We start from the raw sequence: 5100 nt of genomic DNA, 5'->3' as shown, positions 1-5100 counted from the left end.
TCGCTTCGCCCCTTCTCCAACATTCCGCCGATGAGTAGGCAGATTGTTGATTACTAACAAAAACGGCTCTTAGAAAAATTTCTAAGAGCCGTTTTTGTTAGATTCCTGTATAATTGAAAGGAGAAATGCGTCGAAGTTCATATTTTACTTTTTCGCTTACATCCAGCGTATCAATAAATTCTTTGATGCGTTTTTCGGTGATTTTTTCGTTTTTACGAGTCAATTCTTTCAATGCCTCGTAAGGTTTCGGGAAGCCCTCACGGCGAAGTACAGTCTGGATTCCTTCGGCCACAACCGCCCAATTTTCTTCCAAATGGTGGTCGATTGCTTCTTGATTGAGTTCGAGTTTATCCATACCTTTCAATAATGATTTCAAGGCAATGACGGTATGCCCAACTGGCACGCCCAGATTTCTCAAAACCGTCGAATCGGTCAAGTCTCTTTGTAGGCGAGAAACAGGTAATTTTGCCGAAAAATGCTCGAAAAGAGCATTAGCAACGCCTAAATTTCCTTCGGCATTTTCAAAATCAATTGGATTTACTTTATGTGGCATGGCCGACGAACCAATTTCGCCCGCTTTGATTTTTTGCTTGAAATAACCCATCGAAACGTAAGTCCAAACATCACGAGAGAAATCAATCAAAATCGTATTGAGACGTTTGAGGGCATCAAACATAGCTGCCAACATATCATAATGCTCAATTTGTGTCGTTTTTTGGCTGCGAGAAAGTCCGAGCCAATCGTTTACGAAGCTATTACCAAACGCCACCCAGTCGGTTTGCGGATACGCCACATGATGAGCGTTGAAATTACCAGTCGCTCCACCAAATTTAGCGGCGTAAGGCACTGCATTGAGCATTTCGAGTTGTTTCTCGATTCTTTCACAGAACACCAACAATTCTTTGCCCAAACGAGTAGGCGAAGCTGGTTGTCCGTGTGTATGTGCGAGTAGTGCAATATCTTTCCATTGCTCAGCCAATTCGTGCAATTTTGTCAAAACCTGCTGAAAAGTTGGTACAACCTCAACAAGCATCGCTTCTTTCAACGATAATGGAATGGCAGTATTATTGACGTCTTGTGAGGTTAGCCCGAAATGGATAAATTCCGAATGTTGAGCAATCCCCAAAACTTCAAAAGCTTCCTTGATAAAATACTCAACGGCTTTTACATCGTGATTCGTAACTTTTTCAGTTTCTTTGATTTTGAGAGCATCTTCCTCCGAAAAATTTTCATAAATCGCACGAAGATTTTTATACAAACCTTTATCAAAACCTTCGAGTTGAGGTAGCGGAAGCTCACAAAGAGCAATAAAATATTCTATTTCAACTCTCACACGGTAGTGGATGAGTCCGAATTCAGAAAAATATTTTGCAAGATTTTCGATTTGTCGGCGGTATCGACCATCAACAGGAGAAATAGCAGTAAGAGTATTCAAAAGCATAATTGTCAGGTAAAAATCTTTGGAAATCAAAAGTTTTGAAGATAGCAACTGGATTTAGTTGAGTTAAATCTCTTTGGAAAAGCCACAGCAGCTTACCGCCAACATCAAACATCAAAGCTCCAACCTCGAAATTCAAAGTACAAAGTTAAACCTATTGTGTGTTCTGACAAAATAAATTAACTTGCCAAACAATTTCAACCCTATATCAAACATAACCTCAATGCAAACTTCAAACTTTATTGGTGAATTGCTGGGTACACTTGTACTCATTTTACTCGGCGACGGCGTTGTTGCCAATATTCTTTTAAAAGGCTCAAAAGGTGAAAATGGTGGCTGGATGGTCGTGACAGCCGCTTGGGGATTTGCGGTCATGTGTGGCGTATTTATAGCCCAAAAATTTGGTAGCCCAGATGCCCACCTCAACCCTGCAATTACGATTGCAATGGCCGTAAAATCGGGCGATTGGTCGAATGTTGTTCCATTTATTACCGCTCAGCTGATTGGGGCATTTTTGGGAGCCACACTCGTTTGGCTTACGTACTTACCACACTGGGCAATTACCGAGGATAAAGGTGCAAAATTAGGAGTTTTTGCCACCGCTCCTGCTATTAGAAATACAACTGGTAATCTTATATCTGAAGTGGTTGGAACAATCATCCTAATTGTTGTGTCAAGTTCGTTCACTGCCGATTTGCCCAATGGTTTTGCTCCTTATTTAGTTGGTATGCTGGTTTGGTCAATTGGCTTATCATTAGGCGGCCCGACTGGCTATGCCATCAATCCTGCCCGTGATTTAGGACCTCGAATCGCTCATGCAGTTTTGCCAATTTCGGGCAAAGGCACAAGCGACTGGAGCTATGCCTGGATTCCTGTGGTTGGGCCAATTGTGGGGGGTATCTTAGCCGTTTTGTTTCTAAATGCGTTTAATTTTTAGAAAATCAATCTTCATAAGAGTCGAGCTAAATAAAATCACCGCTCCTTTCTTGAAAACTGATGTTGATTATTTATAGTTATTTATCAAAACATTTCATTACCCAATCTTAACAAACGCCATCAGCATGAAACGATTGCTAATTATTTTTTTATTTTTTGCCACGACTGCTTGGGGACAAAATACGTACAGTATAATTCCTCAGCCTGATACACTTATAGCCAAAAGCGGAACATTTGTAATTAGTAGTGAAACCCGAATTATTTTACAAACTAACGATGCTCCAACAGCGGCCGTAGCAAAATTATTGTCGAGCCAAGTAGCTCAAACAACTGGTATGAAGCTTTTTACCGAAGTTTCGTTACCAAAAGTGCCAAGAATTGACCCTAAAACAAAAAAAACGATTCCTGCACCACCAATTACAAACGCTATTTTGTTTGTAAAATCAACTCGACCAATGCCCGAAGATAACTACGAACTTTCGGTTGAGCCAAATCTTGTAACTATCACTGCCAGTGCTTCGCAAGGATATTTTTATGCCCTTCAAACGCTGTTTCAATTGCTTCCTGCCGAAATTTATAGTTCGACCAAAGTCAATGGTTTACAACTAAAAGTGCCTTGTGTGAATATTGTTGATAAACCTCGCTACGAACACCGTGGCTTTATGCTCGATGTCGGTCGTCATTTTATGCCATTATCTTTTGTGAAGAAAACCATTGATTTATTGGCAATGCACAAAATGAATATTCTGCACTGGCACTTGACAGAAGACCAAGGTTGGAGAATTGAAATCATGAAATACCCTCGCCTCACACAAGTTGGCTCGGTACGTTCTGAGACAATTGAAGGTAAAATGTCTTACAATCAACCATTAAAGTTTGATGGCAAAGAACACTCAGGATTTTATACACAAGATGAAATCAGAGAAGTTGTAAAATATGCCCAAGACCGATACGTAACGATTATTCCTGAAATTGAAATGCCAGGCCATGCTTTGGCGGCTTTGGCGGCCTATCCAGAATTGGGTTGTACGGGCGGGCCTTACGGCGTAGCTAAGATTTGGGGGGTAATCGAAGACGTTTACTGCCCCACTGAGAAGACTTTTAAGTTTATTGAAGATGTATTGACTGAAGTAATAGGCTTATTTCCAAGCAAATACATTCATATTGGCGGGGATGAGTGTCCGAAAATTACGTGGCAAAGAAGCAAATTCTGTCAAGATTTAATGAAAGCTCAAGGTTTGAAAGATGAGCACGAACTTCAAAGTTATTTTATTAAACGTATTGATAAGTTTTTGACTTCAAAAGGCAGAAAACTAATGGGCTGGGACGAGATTTTGGAAGGTGGACTTTCGCCAAACGCTACCGTGATGTCGTGGAGAGGTGTGCAAGGCGGCATTGAGGCAGCTAAACAAAAACACGATGTAGTAATGACACCAAATTCGCACGTTTATATTGATTACTATCAGTCGCATGCCGTAACAGAGCCTTTAGCAATTGGCGGTTTTTTAACTTTAGAGAAAGTTTATTCGTACGAACCAACTCCATCAGAGCTAAAACCCGAAGAAACCAAGCATATTTTGGGAGCTCAAGTGAATCTTTGGACAGAATACGTGGCCACACCCGAACACGCAGAATATATGACTTTCCCTCGTGCGTGTGCTTTATCGGAAGTTACGTGGACACCTTCTATCAATAAAAACTTTGCTGATTTTGGTCGTAGATTAGAAGCTCACTTCAAGCGATTAGATGTGCTGAAAGTAAATTATGCCAAAAGTATTTTTGATGTGAAAGAAACAGCGACGCCTAACAAAAATACGCAAACCGTAGAAGTAAAATTAGAGCCTTACGTGCGTGATGCACAGGTGCGTTACTCGCTCGATTTCTCGAAACCAACGGCTAACTCCCCTGTTTTTGTACCGCAGACATTCAATAAACTGACTACCGTGAGAGCAGCAATTTTCAGAAATGGCCAGCAGATTGGCAAAGAGTTCGTAAAAACTTACAGAATGCCTGATAAATAATTTTGAATGATTGCCGCAGTGGAACTGACTGATAGAATGAGTGAATGAAGAGCAATTTATCAACTATTTGATGATTAAATCGTAAAGATGGTCTAGTGCCAAATTCTATCATTCATTCATCCTATCATTCAAAATTAGATTTTACTCTTCTCCCAAAAACGGATATTTATAATCAGTTGGCGAAACGAATGTTTCTTTGATTGTGCGTGGCTGCACCCAACGATAAAGATTCAAAATCGAACCTGCTTTATCATTTGTTCCCGATGCTCTCGCACCACCAAATGGCTGCTGACCAACTACCGCACCCGTTGGTTTATCGTTGATATAGAAATTACCTGCTGAGTTAACCAGTTTTTTCATTGCCAAATCAATGGCATATCTATCTTGCGAGAAAATCGCACCCGTAAGAGCATAAGGCGAAGTTGCATCAACTAATTCAAGTGTCTTCTCGAAATCTTGTGGCTCGTAAACATAGATTGTTAGTACAGGCCCGAAGATTTCTTCGCACATCGTTGTATAATTTGGGTCAGAAGTTAATAAAACCGTTGGTTCAATAAAATACCCTTTCGATTTATCGTAGTTTCCGCCTGCAATTACCGTGATTTTATCGCTTTTCTTTGCATTATCAATGTATCCTGCAATTTTATCGAACGCACGCTCATCAATAACGGCATTCACAAAATTTGAGAAATCTTCTGTACCACC

General features: G+C 40.5%; 4 protein-coding genes. 2 read left to right on the top strand and 2 right to left on the bottom strand.

Going from position 1 to position 5100, the window contains the following annotated elements:
- Nucleotides 1-97 precede the first annotated feature (97 nt).
- Nucleotides 98-1441, bottom strand: coding sequence for an adenylosuccinate lyase (purB, locus tag ACOVO2_RS24365; protein WP_421772475.1), 1344 nt, complete (start codon nucleotides 1439-1441; stop codon nucleotides 98-100).
- 220 nt (nucleotides 1442-1661) lie between these two features.
- On the opposite strand from purB, the gene ACOVO2_RS24360 reads away from it, so the two are divergent.
- Nucleotides 1662-2375, top strand: a complete 714-nt coding sequence (locus ACOVO2_RS24360; protein ID WP_421772474.1) for an MIP/aquaporin family protein — start codon at nucleotides 1662-1664, stop codon at nucleotides 2373-2375.
- 124 nt (nucleotides 2376-2499) lie between these two features.
- Nucleotides 2500-4395, top strand: a complete 1896-nt coding sequence (locus tag ACOVO2_RS24355; protein WP_421772473.1) for a beta-N-acetylhexosaminidase — start codon at nucleotides 2500-2502, stop codon at nucleotides 4393-4395.
- Nucleotides 4396-4536: 141 nt separating this feature from the next.
- Here ACOVO2_RS24355 and ACOVO2_RS24350 read toward each other — a convergent pair.
- On the bottom strand, nucleotides 4537-5100 hold a 564-nt coding region (locus ACOVO2_RS24350; protein WP_421772472.1), incomplete at its 5' end, for an aldehyde dehydrogenase family protein.

This window comes from Emticicia sp., from assembly GCF_049241225.1.
GTDB lineage: Bacteria > Bacteroidota > Bacteroidia > Cytophagales > Spirosomataceae > Emticicia.
Note: the sequence above shows the minus strand (reverse complement) of the source record. Positions and strands in the feature narration are given on the sequence as shown.

Bases quoted from the DNA above. Each gene is read 5' to 3' on its own strand.
- purB (WP_421772475.1), bottom strand. From the start codon at position 1,441: ATGCTTTTGAATACTCTTACTGCTATTTCTCCTGTTGATGGTCGATAC.
- ACOVO2_RS24360 (WP_421772474.1), top strand. From the start codon at position 1,662: ATGCAAACTTCAAACTTTATTGGTGAATTGCTGGGTACACTTGTACTC.
- ACOVO2_RS24355 (WP_421772473.1), top strand. From the start codon at position 2,500: ATGAAACGATTGCTAATTATTTTTTTATTTTTTGCCACGACTGCTTGG.